Raw genomic sequence first — 15,006 nt, forward strand, 5'->3', positions numbered from 1 at the left:
ATGGTCACCCCGCACCGGTCACGGGCTCTAACGCAATTTCAGGTATGCGACAAGCCTCTGCCGCATTGGCTTCACAATCACGCGTCATCACAGATGTCGGAAGGGCATCTGTGCCGGGTGAGACGAAGAGGTCCGCCGGCGCTGCGGGACACAAGGAAACATTTCATGCTGAAATTTACACGCGCGCTCGTCATGGCCACGGCTCTGTCGGGTTCGGTTCTCTCGAGCGGCTTTGTTGCCCAAGCCGTGGCTGCTGAGGGCGAGCGTCGCGAGGCGACGATCATGGTCTCGGGTGAGGGTGAGGCTGCGATCGCGCCCGATATGGCCGTCATTTCGCTTTCCGTCGTTCGCGACGCAGAGACTGCTGGCGAGGCGCTCTCGGCCAACAGTGCTGCCATGAGCGAGGTGCTGGCAGATCTCAAGGCGCAAGGGATTGCCGAGAAGGACCTGCAGACCACGGATTTCTCGATCCAGCCTAAATACAAGCAGGAAACCAGAACCGATGGCACCTACGAGGCGCCCGTGATCGTCGGCTATACCGTCAGCAACGGTTTGACCGTTCGGGTGCGTGACCTTGCCAAGCTCGGTGAGATCATCGATCGGTCGGTAAAGCTCGGCGTCAACCAGGGTGGCGGCATCACCTTCACCAATGATGATCCGGAGACGGCCATCGAGGCGGCGCGCAAGCAGGCGGTCGAGAAGGCCGCGGCAAAGGCGAAGACGCTGACGGAGGCCGCCGGCGTCAAGCTCGGCCGTGTCGTGGAGATCTCGGAGAATTTCGCCCGGCCGATGCCGCAGATGTATGCCGCAGCGCCGATGGCGAAGATGGCGGACGAGTCGGTGCCGATCGCATCCGGCGAAAACCTCTATACGGTGACCGTCAACGTCACCTATGCGATCGAGCAGTAAGCGCCAACGCTGTTGCGATAAATGAAAGAGGGCCGGTCTTCCGGCCCTTTTGTCTTTGCTGCTTTCGCCGACGGTCAGACGTCGAGCGTGTGTTCCGAAATCATCTTGGTCAGGCTGCCTTCTGCCGGGAAAAGCGGGATCAGGCAGGCCTGCAGGGCGTGGTAGATGTCGCCCTTGCCGGGGAAGAGGCTGTTGCACGGCTTGCCGTCCTCGGTCAGTTCCTCGTACCAACCGCCGAACTCGCGGTCGAGGCTGTTGCCGGCGATGTAGTTCCAGATCTTTCGGTAGCTCTCCTCGTGGAAGTCGCTTTCCTGATGCTGGTTGAGGAAGTGGGCAGCCGCTGCCCCTTCGCAGAGCGGCCACCAGAGCTTTGCGCGCTTGTCGGGGGCATTTTCCCAGTCGAGCGTATAGAAGAAGCCGCCCTTGTCCTTGTCCCAGCCGAGCGCCATGGACTGGAAGAACAGGCCGCGTGCCGCCTCCGGCATCCAGGCCTGTCGCTTGCCGCCGAGTACCCAGAGCTGCAGGATGAGGCGGGCCCATTCCAGCCAGTGGCCGGGCGTGGTGCCGGCCGGGCGGAACATTTCGTTCGGATGATAGTAGTTGCGGTCGACCACCCAGTTTTCATCGAAATGCTCAGCGACGCGGAAGGCTTCTTCGCGGGCGCGGCGGTTGATGATCAGGTCGGCGATGCGCTCGGCCTTTTCGAGGTAATGCCTCTCACCGGTCGCTTCAAATGCGGCCATCAGGCTTTCGGTCAGATGCATGTTGGAGTTCTGGCCGCGATAGCCGGGCACAGGTTGCCAATCGGCGGAAAATTCTTCCGCGATCGCGCCGTGCTCGTCTTCCCAGAATTTCTCGTCGATCACCTGGGTGATGTCCGCCAGCATGGCGTCGGCCAACGGATGGCCGGCGCATTTGGCCGAGGCGGCCGCGAGCAGGACGAAGGCGTGGCCGTAGCCTTGCTTCGTGTCGTCGGCGGCGCCTGTGTCATCAGCCTGCCAGAAGTAACCACCATTCTTTTCGTCGCGGTGGCGCTCCCAGAGATAACGCATGCCGTGATCGACGATGTCGGCCGAACCCGGCCGGCCGAGCAGGTGGCCGATGGCGTAACAATGCACCATGCGGGCGCTGGCATGGATGCCACGCGCGGGGTTGTCGAGGCTGAGCGGCTTGCCGTCGCGCGACAGGTCGTAGAAGCCGCCCTTTGGGTTGATGGCCGGGCCAGTGAAGAAACCGAAGAGCTCGTCGGCGCGTGCCAGCAGCCATCTGCGATGATAGGGGCGGGCGCTCCAGGGGGTGGACGGCAGCAGCTGTGATTGATTTTCCGACATTTCTTCCTCCCTGAAAGCAGCGTTGCAGCCTCTATAGCCGATCACCGACGCCGCTTCCACCGCCTGGCCTTTGTCACGCACAAGTGGATCAATTGTTGACATAAAGATATCTTTATGTGATTTGGGCGTGTCGCATACGCAATAGGAGAGTTCGCAGATGCTCGATCAACTGTTCGGCCGCGAGGGCGCAAACCGTGACGGGGCGGAGATCCTGAAGGCGCTCAACCAAGCAGCGCGCGAACGCATCCTGATCCTCGATGGCGCGATGGGTACCGAAATCCAGGGTCTTGGCCTGACGGAAGACGACTTTCGCGGCGAACGCTTCCTCGGTTGCGCCTGCCATCAGCAGGGCAATAACGACCTCCTGATCCTCACCCAGCCTGATGCCATCGAAGACATCCATTTCCGCTATGCGATGGCGGGTGCGGATATTCTTGAAACCAACACCTTTTCGTCGACGCGTATTGCTCAGGCCGACTACGAGATGGAAGGGGCGGTCTACGACCTTAACCGCCATGGTGCGGAACTCGTGCGCCGAGCGGCTTGGCGCGCCGAGCGGGAGGACGGCAAGCGGCGTTTCGTGGCCGGTGCCATCGGGCCGACCAACCGGACGGCGTCGATCTCGCCCGACGTAAACAATCCCGGCTACCGTGCCGTCTCCTTCGACGATCTTCGCCTTGCCTATGGCGAGCAGATCGACGGCTTGATCGATGGCGGTGCCGATCTCATCCTGATCGAGACGATCTTCGATACGCTGAACGCCAAGGCTGCGATCTTTGCCTGCGAGGAGCGCTTCCTCGCCAAGGGCATTCGCCTGCCTGTGATGATCTCGGGCACGATCACCGATCTTTCAGGCCGGACGCTCTCCGGCCAGACGCCGACGGCCTTCTGGAATTCCGTGCGTCATGCCAAGCCCTTTGCCGTCGGCTTGAACTGCGCGCTCGGGGCAGACGCCATGCGGCCGCATCTGCAGGAATTGTCCGGTGTCGCCGATACCTTCATCTCGGCCTATCCGAATGCCGGTCTGCCGAATGAGTTTGGTCAATATGACCAGAGCCCGGAAGAGATGGCGGAGCTCGTTGCCGGTTTTGCCGAAGAGGGCATCGTCAATGTGGTCGGTGGCTGCTGCGGGTCCACGCCTGCGCATATCGCCGCCATTGCCGAGGCCGTGAAGGGCAGGGTGCCGCGTGCGCCTGCCGAGCATCGGCCCTTCATGTCGCTCTCGGGGCTCGAGCCCTTCGAGCTGACCAAGGACATTCCCTTCGTCAATGTCGGCGAGCGGACGAATGTCACCGGTTCTGCCAAGTTCCGCAAGCTGATCACGGCTGGTGATTATTCCGCAGCGCTCGTCGTCGCGCGCGATCAGGTGGAGAATGGCGCGCAGATCATCGACATCAACATGGATGAGGGCCTGATCGATTCGGAAAAGGCCATGGTCGAGTTCCTCAACCTGATCGCCGCCGAGCCTGATATCGCCCGCGTGCCCGTGATGATCGACTCGTCGAAATTCGCGATCATCGAAGCTGGCCTCAAATGCGTGCAGGGCAAGGCGGTGGTGAATTCCATCTCGCTCAAGGAGGGCGAGGAGAATTTCGTCGCCCAGGGCAAGCTCATCCGCAATTATGGCGCCGCCGTCGTCGTCATGGCCTTCGACGAGAAGGGCCAGGCGGATACCTATGAGCGCAAGGTGGAGATCTGCCGCCGCGCCTATCGGATCCTGACGGAAGAGGCGGGATTTGCGCCTGAAGACATCATCTTCGATCCGAACGTCTTTGCTGTCGCGACCGGAATCGAGGAACACGACAATTACGGCGTCGACTTCATCGAGGCGACGCGGACGATCCGGCAGGAAATGCCGCTGGTGCATATTTCGGGCGGTGTGTCGAACCTGTCCTTCTCTTTCCGCGGCAATGAGCCGGTGCGGGAAGCGATGCATGCGGTCTTCCTCTATCATGCCATTCAGGCGGGCATGGACATGGGCATCGTCAATGCCGGCCAGCTCGCGGTCTATGAAAGCATCGACAAGGACCTGCGCGAGGCCTGTGAGGACGTCGTGCTGAACCGCCGCAAGGATGGCACCGAGCGGCTGCTCGAGATTGCCGAACGCTATCGCGGCACGGGCGAGGCCAAGGCCCGCACGCAGGATATGACGTGGCGCGAATGGCCGGTTGAAAAGCGGCTGGAGCATGCGCTTGTCAACGGCATCACCGAATTTATCGAGATCGACACGGAAGAGGCGCGCCAAAAGGCCGACCGTCCGCTGCATGTCATCGAGGGGCCGCTGATGGCGGGCATGAATGTCGTCGGCGACCTCTTTGGCGCTGGCAAGATGTTCCTGCCGCAGGTGGTGAAATCGGCCCGCGTCATGAAGCAGGCTGTGGCGGTGCTGCTGCCCTACATGGAAGAAGAGAAGCGCCTGAATGGCGGCACTGGTGAGCGCCAGGCGGCCGGCAAGGTGCTGATGGCGACCGTCAAGGGCGATGTGCATGACATCGGGAAGAACATCGTCGGCGTCGTTCTCGCCTGCAACAATTACGAGATCATCGATCTTGGCGTCATGGTGCCGGCCACCAAGATCCTCGAAGTGGCGAAGCAGGAGAATGTCGATGTTATCGGTCTCTCCGGCCTGATCACGCCCTCGCTCGACGAGATGGTGCATGTGGCGGCCGAGATGCAGCGTCAGGGCTTTACGGTGCCGCTTCTGATCGGTGGGGCGACGACGAGCCGTGTGCATACGGCGGTGAAGATCCATCCGCAATACAAGGCGGGCCAGGCGATCTATGTCACCGATGCCAGCCGTGCCGTGGGCGTGGTTTCGGCGCTGCTCGCCGAGGACGGCAACGAGACCTATGTAGACGGTATCAAGGGCGAATATGCCAAGGTGGCCGAGGCCCATGCGCGGGCGGAAGTCGAGAAGCAGCGCCAGCCGCTGGCGTCTGCCCGGGAGAATGCGGTCAAGGTCGACTGGAGCGCTTACAAGCCGACCAAGCCGAGCTTTACGGGCACCAAGGTGTTCGAGACCTATGACCTCGCCGAACTCGCCCGCTATATCGACTGGACGCCCTTCTTCCAGACCTGGGAGCTGAAGGGGCGCTATCCTGCGATCCTCGAGGACGAGAAGCAGGGCGAGGCGGCGCGACAGCTGTTTGCCGATGCGCAGGCGATGCTCAAGAAGATCATTGCGGAAAACTGGTTCCGGCCGCGTGCGGTCATCGGCTTCTGGCCGGCCAATGCTGTTGGTGATGATATCCGGCTGTTCAAGGACGACAGCCGGGCGGACGAGCTCGCGACCTTTTTCACGCTGCGTCAGCAGATCGCCAAGCGCGAAGGCCGGGCCAATGTGGCGCTCAGCGATTTCGTCGCACCTCTGGAGACCGGCGTTCCGGATTATGTCGGCGGCTTCGTCGTCACCGCCGGTATCGAGGAAGTGGCGATTGCTGAACGTTTCGAGCGGGCCAACGACGATTATTCCTCGATCCTGGTCAAAGCGCTGGCCGACCGCTTTGCCGAAGCCTTTGCCGAGCGCATGCATGAACAGGTGCGCCGCGAGTTCTGGGGCTATGCGCCCGACGAGGCCTTCGCGCCGGAGGAGCTGATCTCAGAGACCTATGCCGGTATTCGCCCGGCGCCGGGTTATCCGGCCCAGCCCGACCATACGGAAAAGGTGACGCTGTTCTCGCTGCTCGATGCCACCGCTGCGACCGGCGTGACGCTCACCGAGAGCTATGCCATGTGGCCCGGCTCCTCAGTCTCGGGCCTCTATATCGGCCATCCCGACAGCTACTATTTCGGCGTTGCAAAGGTCGAGCGAGACCAGGTCGAGGACTATGCGGCGCGCAAGGGCATGGATGTGCGCGAGGTCGAGCGCTGGTTGGGGCCGGTGTTGAATTATGTGCCGAAGGCGGTGGCTGCAGAGTGATTGAGGGCGTCCGCTCAGATGTGGAAGGCTGGAGCGCGCAGAACGTTCAAGGGATTGAGATTGTCCATGGCATGAAGTGCGGATTGCATGACCTCTCTGGAGCTACCGGCAGTTCGCTCGTCGGTGGCCTGCAGGTCGTTCTCCCGGATGAGGTCCTCCAAGGACAGATCCAGTAGCGCCCATGCTTGGTAGATTGCCGAGCGGAAGGTATCGAGGGTGTCCTGGTCGCGCTCCGTCAGAGTAGCGATGGAGGCGTTTTCAACAGGCGATGCCGTTGACGGAAGCTCTGAACTCACAATGCCATTGGTGACGGCAGTGGAACCTGGATCTCTCTGTGCGGTCTCCATGCTGTCGCGAACGAGCTCGGTATAGTCTGTCGCTGCGTTTCCAAGCTCCTTCCCGATGGCCGCTGCACGTTGCGCCAGAAAGGCCGGCGAGACGGAGAACTGACGGAGGATCCGCATTTCCTCCTTAGCCCGATCGAGGCGGTCTTCCGCGATCTTGCGACGTGTCTCGGTCAGCGCTTCTTCCAGGCCGGAAAGCAGATTGTGATCAGGCTCGGAGCCTGTTGCGTGGACGGCAACCTCGCCCCCGCCGGTCTTCAGCCCTTGTGTCTGAACGCGATCCGTTTTTCTGGCTTCCAACCGGCTTGCCGAGGCACTTTCAATGCTGATCACCGGGGCGGCCTCACTCGATTTCCTCAACACGTTCGAAAATTCAAGCGAAGTATGCACGCAGAAGATTGATTTAGCTTTACCGTTAGTTGCCTGCGTGCGGCCGTCTCTTTGTGGCTGCGTCTTCTTCTCCTCGCTTGCGGGGAGAAGGAGCCCGAAGGGTGAGGCGCAACTCGTTGCGCCGGGGATGAAGGGCTCATCCTTTCCTTCACCTTCCTCACAAACCGATTCCGAATCAGGCGGTAAGTTATTGAGGCAGATTCCTAATTGCCTTCGCGCCTGCTGCCTTTAGCCTGCCTGAGAGCAAAGGCTTCTTTACGGCTGATATAGACGAGATTTCTCTCTTCAGTCCCGGATGCCTGGGGGACCGCTCCAATCCTTTTCGCGACCGCGATGGAGGCGAGGTTCTCAGGGTGAATGACGTGGATTGCTTCGGTCCAGCCAAGTTCCTCAAACGCCCAGATAAGGCAGGCTGTCGCAGCCTCCGTCGCATATCCTCTTCCCCAGACGGTGCGATGAAACGCCCATCCGATTTCTCGCCCGGGCCAGCCGGGCGGGTACCATGCACCAGCGCGACCGACCCATCGGCCAGACGCTTTCTCGATGACGGAGAAATTACTGTATCCTTGGATGCTCCAGGCACCTGCAAAGAGGCACAGATTGCGCCAAGCTCCAGCCTCATCCTGCGGTCCGCCAATGAAACGCGTCACTTTCGGATCAGAGAGGAATGCTGTCCATGCCGAGCGATCCGAAGTGTTGGGCGGGCGCAGAAGAAGGCGTTCGGTTTCTATCATGTGGCGCCTCCTCGTTCCGGCCCGGACGTGCGTTTAGCTTTCCTTTGTCACAACAGGATGACCTTTCATTGCCTTTACGCGTCCAGCCTCAGCAGGATCGCCGTCGTGTCGTCGCTCTGCTTGTAACGCGGATATTTCAATCCGTCCGGGTCCACCTCACGCTCCATATGCCGCAGTTCTGACACCAGCGATTTCAGCCCGGCTGTCGCGGCGCGCTGGATGAGCGTGGCGGGGTCGTAGAGCTTGTAGAGAGCCACAAGATCGGCGAGGCCGTCGGAGCAGAGGAGGGCGGTGGCGCCGCCGCCGTAAACGGGGACGTCGACCAGAGCGAGGTGATCGGCGGCTTCGGGGACCACGCCGAAGGTCCAGGTCGAGCCACTTGGCGTGTTCTGCAAGGCGCGACCACGACGCAGGTCTTCCAGCGTCTGCGGGTCGTCATTGGCGACCCCGGCCGCGCCGATGCCGCCGAGGCGGGCGATGTGCTCTGCCGCCCGATGTTGCTCCCATTCATAGGCGCCTGGGATCGGGATGACGAAGTCGGATTGTCCGTTGTCATGCAGGATGTACATGCAGCTGTCGCCGAGGCCGAACCACCGGAGGCCTGATGACGTTGCCTGCAGGGCGGTCAGGCTGCAGAGCGGCCAGGCGTAGCGCGGCTGGTCGCCAGCCATTGTCGTGAATGTATCACGCGCCTCTTCTGAGACCTCTCGCAGGACAGCTTTCGGATCGGCGCCGCCATCGAGGCGTTCAGCGAAGCGGAGTGCTGCGAATTCCGCGATCCAGGCGGCGTCCGAGCCGAAGCCATCCATGAACTGGCGGTCGCCAAGGCCTGTCGCGCCGTCGATGACGAAAGCGGCATGCCTGTTGTAGCCGAGGCGATCCTCGTTTGGTCTCGTGTCTTTGCCGGGGTCTGAAATGGTGTCGATGATGGAAATCTGTGGCATGAAGGCCTCGCGCTGAAAACGTCGTGCCGGAGGTATCCGGCGCGTTTCGTGCCTAGCATGGCAGGAGGTTGGCGTCAGCCGCGGGCGGCGCGAAAGCGGCTCATGATCTCGGCGCGGGTCGGGTCCGTCATTGCGACGGCCAATCCGAATTCGAGCGGTGAAAGTCTCGCTTCATCCGGATAGATGATCTCGTCCGCGAGGATCTCTTCCGGCAGAAGCGCACGGACGCGTCGATCGGTTACCGTGCCGCCATGGACGATGTGCTCGCGGGCTGCGATCTCCGGGTCGAGCAGGTGGTTGATCAGGGCATGGGCGCCCGGCTTGTTATGTGCCTTGGCCGGGATCGCGTAATAGTCCGTCCAGATCTCGCCGCCATCGGTCGCGATGGAATAGGCGATCTCTGGCACATCTCGGTGCATCTGCGAGGCGTCATTGCTCCAGCACATCGTCATCCAGGCCTCGCCGGTGCGCATGGCAGGCTGATAATCACTGTCGACCGCCAGCAGATGCGGCCTGACCTCAATAAGCAGCTTTTCAGCGCTTTGCAGTTCAACGGGGTCAAGTGAGTTGAAGTTGTGGCCGAGGGCGACCAGAGCATTGCCGATGGCGGTCAGCTGGTAGTCATGCACGATGGTCCTGCCCGCAGCCTCCGTCATGGCGATATCGAAGAAATCGCGCCAGGTCTGCACCGGCTCAAGTTCACGGCTGTTGTAGGCAATGCCAGTCGTACCGGCGTTCTTTGGTACGCCATAGATCGCGCCTGCCCGGACGCCGGGCTTCATGAAGCGGTCGGCATGCGCGGCCAGATCAAAATTCGGAAGGCGCCGGAGTTCAAGGGGCTCGAGCATGTCTCGTTGCACATAGGGTGCGATCGCATACTGGGTGGGTACGATGATGTCCCAGACCCTTCCTCTTTCAAGGGCCAGCAAGGTGCCCTCGTTGGAACCGATGATCGAAACGTCGACCTCGACGCCGTAGCGGGACGTGAAGTTCTCGAAGGTCGTGGGATCATGGTAGTTCGGCCAGGTCGCGAGCGAAACCTTCTTGCCGAGCGGCGAACCTTCCGACGTTGCCACGCTGGTCCTGCGGCTTCCTCCAATCACGAGGGCGGCCATTCCGAGCCCGGTGACAGCAAGAAAATGACGACGCGTGACGGAGCCACGTTTCAGCCGCATGAACTCTGCCATGAAACCCTTGGCGTCAATCTCCGTCGATGTCTTCCTGGCGGCCATGGCTGCTCTCGATCCGTTGCCGGTTTCGTGCCGCCGAATTTCACCACAAACGGGTTAACGCTATCACACCATAAGATGAAAACTGCCTGCGCGCCTGGGTTCTTACAGCATGCGATCGATGATGCTGATGCCGTTTTCGCGGAAGCTGTCCATGGTGGCGAGCGCCGGGGCCGCTTCCGAAAGGGTGATGCGACGGCCGATCAGGCGATCGGGTGAGAGCTTGCCGGAGAGGATCATGCGCAGCATGGCATCATAGCGCCAGGACTGCATTCCGTGGCTGCCATAGATCTCGAGTTCGTGGGCAATGACGCGCGCCATCGGGATTGCCGGTGTCGCGTGATCTGCCAGCATCAGCCCGACCTGAACATGGCGACCGCGTCGGCGAAGGTTGAGGATCGAGTTGCAGCAGGTCTGGGGATGGCCGAGCGCATCGACCGAGACATGTGCACCGCCGCCGGTCACATCACGCACTGCTTCGGAGACATCGGCAACCGAGCGGCTGTCGATGGTGACGGATGCGCCGAGCGCCTTGGCGAGTGCCAGCTTGTCCTCGGCGATGTCGATGGCGACGACATTGGCGCCAAGCGCTGCACCGATCATGATGGCCGAGAGGCCAACACCGCCGCAGCCGTGCACGGCGAGCCACTCACCACCCTGGAGCCGGCCCTGGTCGACCACGGCCCGGAAAGAGGTGGCAAAGCGGCAGCCGAGGCTTGCCGCCGTCTCGTAGCTGATCTCTTCCGGCAGATGCACGAGGTTCTGGTCGGCATAGTCGATTGCCACATATTCGGCAAACGAGCCCCAATGGGTGAAGCCCGGCTGGAACTGTTCCTCGCAAACCTGCTGGTTGCCGGAGCGGCATTCCATGCAGTGGCCGCAACCGGAGACAAAGGGCACTGTCACGCGGTCGCCGACCTTGAACCGGCGCACGTCACGGCCGACAGCCGAGATCGTGCCAGCCAGTTCGTGGCCGGGGACATGGGGAAGGCGGATATCGGGATCGTGGCCCATCCAGCCGTGCCAGTCGCTGCGGCAGAGGCCTGTCGCCTTGACGGAGATGACCACACCGGCATTGGTCGGCGTCGGATCGGGCAGGGTGCGGATTTCGGGTGCTGCACCGAATGCTTCAAAATACATCGCCCGCATGGGATATCTTCCAGATGCGAATGCCGCCCTTGCGGACGGCATTCCGACACAATTGCCCTTGGACGTCGTTTGCCTTAGTCGGCGAGCAGGATCAAGGCAGTCGGGTCGATCTTCACGCCCACGGTATCGCCAACGGTCGGCGGTCTGGTGCCGGGGTCGTTGAAGGTGTCGAAGGACAGTGTCTTGCCACCAACATCGATGCGTGTGCGGATAACCGAGCCGAGGAACTGGCTCGATGTAACCTGGCCCCGCACCGTGGCTTCATCCGCTCCTGCGAGCGTGCCGGCCTCCGGTCGCATGGCGAGCTGGATGGTTTGGCCGTTCGCCGTGGGGATCGTCTCCTTGATCGCCAGCGTCTTGTCCCCGATCTGCACGATGCCGGCGCCCTGATCGGCGACGACGGCATCCAGCACATTGAGCGTGCCGACGAAGGAGGCGACGAAGCGGGTCGTCGGGCGGTTGTAGATCTCGAAGGGCGTGCCGATCTGGTCGGCCTTGCCGGCATTCATAACGACGATGCGGTCGGATATCGACAGCGCCTCTTCCTGGTCATGGGTAACGAAGACAGTGGTGATGCCGAGCTTCTGCTGGATCTGGCGGATCTCTTCGCGCAGCGAAACACGGATCTTGGCGTCGAGCGCCGAAAGCGGTTCGTCCAGGAGCAGGACCTGGGGTTTGGGGGCAAGCGCGCGGGCGAGTGCGACGCGCTGCTGCTGTCCGCCAGACAGCTGGTAGGGGTAGCGCTCGGCCAGATGTTCGAGGTGAATGAGGGAGAGCATCTCCTTCACGCGCGCCTCGATATCGGCTTTCGGCATGCCGGCGATCTTCAGGCCAAAGGCGACGTTGTCGAAGACGTTCATGTTGGGAAACAGCGCATAGGCCTGGAAGACCATGCCGATGTTGCGCTGGTTTGGCTTCAGGTTCGTCTGGTCCTTGCCATCGACGACGATGGAGCCGGCCGACGGGGTCTCGAAACCGGCCACCATCCGCAGCACGGTGGTCTTGCCGCAGCCCGACGGGCCAAGGAAGGAGACGAATTCGCCCTTGTCGATCGCCATGTTGAAGTCGTGCACGACCTGCGTTGCACCGAAGGATTTCTTGAGGTTGTTTAGGGTCAGAAAGCTCATGAATTGATGTCCTCAAGCCTGGCGGGGGGCTGTTTTCTGGAGGCGGGAGACGAGCTGCATCAGGCCGAGGCAGCCCCAAGTGATGCAAAACGCTATCACGGCGAGAGCCGCCGGCTCATAGGCCCTGTTGGCGCCGAGCAGCTGCATGTAGGGGCCAAAGGCCGGCTTGTTCAGAAGGGCGGCCATCGTGAATTCGCCCATGACGATGGCGAAGGTGACGAATGCGCCCGACATGACGGCGACGGAGACATTCGGCAGGATGATGCGGCCGATGATCGTCGCCCAACCCGCTCCGAGGCTCTGGGCTGCCTCCGTCAGGGTGGCGACGTCGATGGTTCTCAAGCCCGTATCGACCGCGCGGTACATGTAGGGCAGGCCGAGCGTCGCATAACCGAACATGAGCAGCATGTTCGTGCCGGTGGAGGAGCCGGTTAGCGGCAGCCAGCTCGAGGTGTTATAGAGGCGGATATAGCCGAACACGACGACGATCGCTGGGATCACGAGCGGCAGCAGCGTGACGAATTCGATGTACGGGCGGAGGCCCGGCATCTTCAGCCGCACCCAATAGGCCGTGGGTACGATCAGGAATACGCCGAAGATGATGGTCGTCAGAGCCATCGTCACAGAATAGCTGAAGGTTTCCTGGAAGCGCGGATCGGCCAGAACCTTGGCATAGGCATCGAAGGAATACTCGCCGCGGCGCATCTTCAGCGAGAAGTTCGTCATGCCGATCAGCGGCAGGATGAAATAGAGAAGGCCGAAGATCAGCGCGGCCCAAGCCCAGAGACGTTTCATTTCATCCACCTTTCGCTGCGGGCGCGCAGCCAGATGTAGAGGCCATTGGCAATTCCGGTGACGACGATCATGCCAAAGGCGAGCGCGTAGCCGAGATGGGGGTCGCCCAGGACGTCGCCGCGGATCTGGGCGAAGAGCAGGATCGGCACGATATTCAGCGAAGAGCCGGTCAGTGCGATCGCGGTTGCGACAGCGCCGAACGCATTTGCGAAGAGCAGCGCCATGGTGCCGAGTATCGAGGGCAAAAGAATCGGGAAGGCCACGAGCCGCCAGTATTGCGCATTGGTCGCGCCAAGGATCGAGGCCGCCTCGCGCCATTCGCGCTTCAGGCCGTCGAGTGCCGGCGCGATGATCAGGATCATCAGCGGGATCTGGAAGAAAAGATAGGTGATCGTCAGTCCCCAGAAGGACAGGAGATTGAAGCCGAGAAGGCGCAGATCGATGCCAAGCTGGGTCTTGAGGAAGACGGTCAACATGCCGACAGGGCCGAGCGTCGCGAGGAAGGCGAAGGCGAGCGGCACGCCGGCGAAGTTCGAGGCAACGCCGGAAAATGTAAGCAGCGGGCTGCGGATCCAGGCAGGCAGTCCGCCGAGAATGACCGCGGCGGCCACGCCGAATCCGATCAGGCAGCCGAGAATTGCCGAGGCGAGACTGATCTTGATGGAGATCCAGTAGGCGGCCATGATCGAGGGGGTGAACAGGCCAAGCACATTGTCGAAGGTGAACGAGCCGTCCGGACGCTGAAATGCGCCGATGACGATCTTCATCGTCGGCATGATCAGGAAGAGAATCACGAAAGCTGCAAAGGGCAAGACCCCGAGCCAGTGAAGTGGAAGTTTCGTTCGTGGCCGTGCCTGATGGCCCGGGCTCACCGCCTCTGTCGACATTCGATCTGCCCCTCTGTCCGTGTTTCGACGGATCTTCTTAAAATGCGAGCGCCGCCCCGACCTTAGAAAAGATCGGGGCGGCACATCAAGGTCTCGACTTACTGAACGTTGGCGCCGACGACGCTGTCCCAGCCCGCCGTAACGGCAGCCTTGTTGGCGTCGACTTCTTCGAGCGTCGGGAAGTAGGCCTTTTCGTAGGACTCAGCCGGCGGCAGGGCGTCGAGAAGGTCCTGCGGAACCTTGCCGGCCTTGACCATGGCGTTGAAGCGGGCCGGGTGGCAGTAACCCTTCAGCCAGCCGAGCTGACCTTCGTCGGAATACAGGTGTTCCATCCACAGCTTGGCTGCATTCGGGTGCGGTGCATAGGCAGAGATGCCCTGAACGTAGACGCCAGCGAGAACGCCCTTGTCCGGAACGACGACTTCGACCGGCGGGTTGCCGGCGAGCGTGTCACGAGCGGCGAGCGCGTTGTAGTCCCACATGACGACGATCGGGGTCGCGCCCTGGGCGAGCGTGCCGGACTTGCCGATGACAGGCACGAAGTTGCCGGCCTTGTTCATTTCGGCAAAGTAGTTCAGGCCTGCTTCACCGGCGTCCTTGCCGGCAGCTGCACCGGTTGCCATGCCGGCGGCGAGAACGCCGAGGATAGCCTGGTTGGAGGCGCGCGGGTCACCGGCGAGAGCGACCTGGCCTGCATATTCCGGCTTCAGAAGATCGGCCCAGTCCTTCGGCGTGTTGGCGACGAGGTCCTTGTTCACCAGGAGCGACATGACGCCGTAGTAGTCGCCGTACCAGTAGCCTTCAGCGTCCTTGATGTTATCAGGGATTTCGTCCCAGGTGGAGACCTTGTACGGCTGAAGCAGGCCTTCGGCCTTCATCTGCGGACCGAAGGCGAGACCGACGTCAACGACGTCAGGAGCCTGCGGGCCCTTGTTGTCCTTGTTTGCCTTGATGGCTTCGACTTCGTCGGCCGAGCCGGCATCCGGGTTCAGTTCGTTGACGGTGATTTCCGGATACTTCGCCTTGAAGGCGGCGATGACTTCGCCGTAGCCGCACCAGTCGTGGGGCAGGGCGATGGTGGTCAGCATGCCTTCCTTCTTGGCAGCTTCGATGAGCTCGGCGCTCGGCTCGGCATAGGCGACGGCCGAGCTCGTCATGACCAGCGCGGTCGTGAGCGACAGGAATTTGCGAAGATTGGTTGTCACTGTAGTTCTCCTCTTGTGTTGGAAGCGATGCGGTTCACTTATG

General features: G+C 61.6%; 12 protein-coding genes. 2 read left to right on the plus strand and 10 right to left on the minus strand.

The window, feature by feature from the left end:
* Window positions 1–165: 165 nt before the first annotated feature.
* Window positions 166–909 carry an SIMPL domain-containing protein gene (locus BSY240_RS00730; protein ID WP_069041086.1) on the plus strand — a complete coding sequence of 248 codons (744 nt, stop codon included), beginning with the start codon at window positions 166–168 and terminating at the stop codon, window positions 907–909.
* 74 nt (window positions 910–983) lie between these two features.
* Here BSY240_RS00730 and BSY240_RS00735 read toward each other — a convergent pair whose 3' ends face one another.
* Entirely contained in the window at window positions 984–2,240 is a 1,257-nt protein-coding gene (locus tag BSY240_RS00735) for an AGE family epimerase/isomerase (RefSeq protein WP_069043767.1), read from the minus strand.
* Between the two features lie 157 nt (window positions 2,241–2,397).
* Between BSY240_RS00735 and metH the strand changes: the two genes are divergently transcribed.
* Window positions 2,398–6,159 (plus strand): methionine synthase, encoded by a 3,762-nt coding sequence (gene metH, locus BSY240_RS00740; RefSeq protein ID WP_069041087.1) that lies wholly within the window; start codon window positions 2,398–2,400, stop codon window positions 6,157–6,159.
* A 14-nt stretch (window positions 6,160–6,173) separates the two neighbouring features.
* Here metH and BSY240_RS00745 read toward each other — a convergent pair whose 3' ends face one another.
* The 9 genes from BSY240_RS00745 to BSY240_RS00785 all read right to left on the minus strand — a co-directional run bounded on the left by BSY240_RS00745 (window position 6,174) and on the right by BSY240_RS00785 (window position 14,915).
* Window positions 6,174–6,836 (minus strand): hypothetical protein, encoded by a 663-nt coding sequence (locus BSY240_RS00745; protein ID WP_069041088.1) that lies wholly within the window; start codon window positions 6,834–6,836, stop codon window positions 6,174–6,176.
* Between the two features lie 260 nt (window positions 6,837–7,096).
* A complete protein-coding gene (locus tag BSY240_RS00750; RefSeq protein ID WP_054151628.1) occupies window positions 7,097–7,627 on the minus strand; it encodes a GNAT family N-acetyltransferase in 531 nt (176 codons plus the stop codon).
* A 74-nt stretch (window positions 7,628–7,701) separates the two neighbouring features.
* Entirely contained in the window at window positions 7,702–8,571 is an 870-nt protein-coding gene (locus BSY240_RS00755) for a hypothetical protein (RefSeq protein WP_069041089.1), read from the minus strand.
* 74 nt (window positions 8,572–8,645) lie between these two features.
* Complete coding sequence (locus BSY240_RS00760; protein ID WP_069041090.1) at window positions 8,646–9,803, minus strand: ABC transporter substrate-binding protein; 1,158 nt, start codon at window positions 9,801–9,803, stop codon at window positions 8,646–8,648.
* Window positions 9,804–9,905: 102 nt separating this feature from the next.
* Entirely contained in the window at window positions 9,906–10,949 is a 1,044-nt protein-coding gene (locus BSY240_RS00765; RefSeq protein ID WP_069041091.1) for a zinc-dependent alcohol dehydrogenase family protein, read from the minus strand.
* 74 nt (window positions 10,950–11,023) lie between these two features.
* Window positions 11,024–12,076, minus strand: coding sequence for an ABC transporter ATP-binding protein (locus tag BSY240_RS00770; RefSeq protein WP_054151632.1), 1,053 nt, complete (start codon window positions 12,074–12,076; stop codon window positions 11,024–11,026).
* Between the two features lie 12 nt (window positions 12,077–12,088).
* Window positions 12,089–12,871 carry an ABC transporter permease gene (locus BSY240_RS00775; RefSeq protein WP_054151633.1) on the minus strand — a complete coding sequence of 261 codons (783 nt, stop codon included), beginning with the start codon at window positions 12,869–12,871 and terminating at the stop codon, window positions 12,089–12,091.
* Window positions 12,868–13,758: an ABC transporter permease gene (locus tag BSY240_RS00780; RefSeq protein ID WP_006728769.1), complete on the minus strand. Its 891-nt coding sequence runs from the start codon at window positions 13,756–13,758 to the stop codon at window positions 12,868–12,870. The genes BSY240_RS00775 and BSY240_RS00780 overlap by 4 nt, the downstream gene beginning before the upstream one ends.
* A 98-nt stretch (window positions 13,759–13,856) precedes the next feature.
* Window positions 13,857–14,915 carry an ABC transporter substrate-binding protein gene (locus BSY240_RS00785; RefSeq protein WP_371418486.1) on the minus strand — a complete coding sequence of 353 codons (1,059 nt, stop codon included), beginning with the start codon at window positions 14,913–14,915 and terminating at the stop codon, window positions 13,857–13,859.
* Between the last annotated feature and the right edge of the window lie 91 nt (window positions 14,916–15,006).

The organism is Agrobacterium sp. RAC06 (genome assembly GCF_001713475.1).
Taxonomy (GTDB): Bacteria; Pseudomonadota; Alphaproteobacteria; order Rhizobiales; family Rhizobiaceae; genus Allorhizobium.

What these genes read in the sequence shown, in the direction of transcription:
- BSY240_RS00730 (WP_069041086.1), top strand. Translation starts at nt 166, where the DNA reads ATGCTGAAATTTACACGCGCGCTCGTCATGGCCACGGCTCTGTCGGGT.
- BSY240_RS00735 (WP_069043767.1), bottom strand. Translation starts at nt 2,240, where the DNA reads ATGTCGGAAAATCAATCACAGCTGCTGCCGTCCACCCCCTGGAGCGCC.
- metH (WP_069041087.1), top strand. Translation starts at nt 2,398, where the DNA reads ATGCTCGATCAACTGTTCGGCCGCGAGGGCGCAAACCGTGACGGGGCG.
- BSY240_RS00750 (WP_054151628.1), bottom strand. Translation starts at nt 7,627, where the DNA reads ATGATAGAAACCGAACGCCTTCTTCTGCGCCCGCCCAACACTTCGGAT.
- BSY240_RS00755 (WP_069041089.1), bottom strand. Translation starts at nt 8,571, where the DNA reads ATGCCACAGATTTCCATCATCGACACCATTTCAGACCCCGGCAAAGAC.
- BSY240_RS00760 (WP_069041090.1), bottom strand. Translation starts at nt 9,803, where the DNA reads ATGGCCGCCAGGAAGACATCGACGGAGATTGACGCCAAGGGTTTCATG.
- BSY240_RS00765 (WP_069041091.1), bottom strand. Translation starts at nt 10,949, where the DNA reads ATGCGGGCGATGTATTTTGAAGCATTCGGTGCAGCACCCGAAATCCGC.
- BSY240_RS00770 (WP_054151632.1), bottom strand. Translation starts at nt 12,076, where the DNA reads ATGAGCTTTCTGACCCTAAACAACCTCAAGAAATCCTTCGGTGCAACG.
- BSY240_RS00775 (WP_054151633.1), bottom strand. Translation starts at nt 12,871, where the DNA reads ATGAAACGTCTCTGGGCTTGGGCCGCGCTGATCTTCGGCCTTCTCTAT.
- BSY240_RS00780 (WP_006728769.1), bottom strand. Translation starts at nt 13,758, where the DNA reads ATGTCGACAGAGGCGGTGAGCCCGGGCCATCAGGCACGGCCACGAACG.
- BSY240_RS00785 (WP_371418486.1), bottom strand. Translation starts at nt 14,915, where the DNA reads ATGACGAGCTCGGCCGTCGCCTATGCCGAGCCGAGCGCCGAGCTCATC.